This is a genomic window from Flaviflagellibacter deserti, assembly GCF_042652085.1.
GTDB classification, from domain to species: Bacteria; Pseudomonadota; Alphaproteobacteria; order Rhizobiales; family Methylopilaceae; genus Flaviflagellibacter; species Flaviflagellibacter deserti.
In genome coordinates this window covers 1-561 of record NZ_JBHSJF010000017.1, presented here as the reverse complement: position 1 = coordinate 561, position 561 = coordinate 1, and the positions used below count along the sequence as shown (strand labels likewise).

Here is a 561-nt window from a genome sequence, read left to right as displayed (position 1 = left end):
TTCTACGAGCCGACCGCGGGATCGATCTCGATCGACGGCATCGACATCCGCGACATGACGCTTTCATCGCTCCGGAGCCAGATCGGCATCGTCCAGCAGGACGTCTTCCTGTTCGCCGGCACGATCCGCGACAACATCGCCTATGGCCGGCTCGGCGCCTCGGAAAACGAGATCACCGCGGCGGCGCGGCGGGCGCAGCTCGACGTGATGATCGCAGGCCTGCCGCACGGCCTCGACACCGTGATCGGCGAGCGCGGCGTCAAGCTGTCGGGCGGGCAGAAGCAGCGGCTGGCGATCGCCCGGATGTTCCTGAAGAACCCGCCGATCCTGATCCTCGACGAGGCCACCTCGGCGCTCGACACCGAGACCGAGCAGGCGATCCAGAAGGCCTTGACCGAGCTGTCGAAGGGCCGCACCACCCTCGTCATCGCCCATCGCCTCGCCACCATCCGCGACGCCGACCGCATCGTCGTCGTCACCGAGACCGGCATCGCCGAACAGGGCAACCACACCGACCTCGTTGCCCGCCACGGAACCTACCGCCGGCTGCACGACGCGCAG

1 protein-coding gene is annotated in these 561 nt (G+C 68.1%); it reads left to right on the top strand.

Translation table 11 applies throughout. The features are described 5' to 3' along the window. The coding region (locus ACFPFW_RS18585; RefSeq protein WP_379771836.1) for an ABC transporter ATP-binding protein at positions 1-561 on the top strand (561 nt) is incomplete at both ends.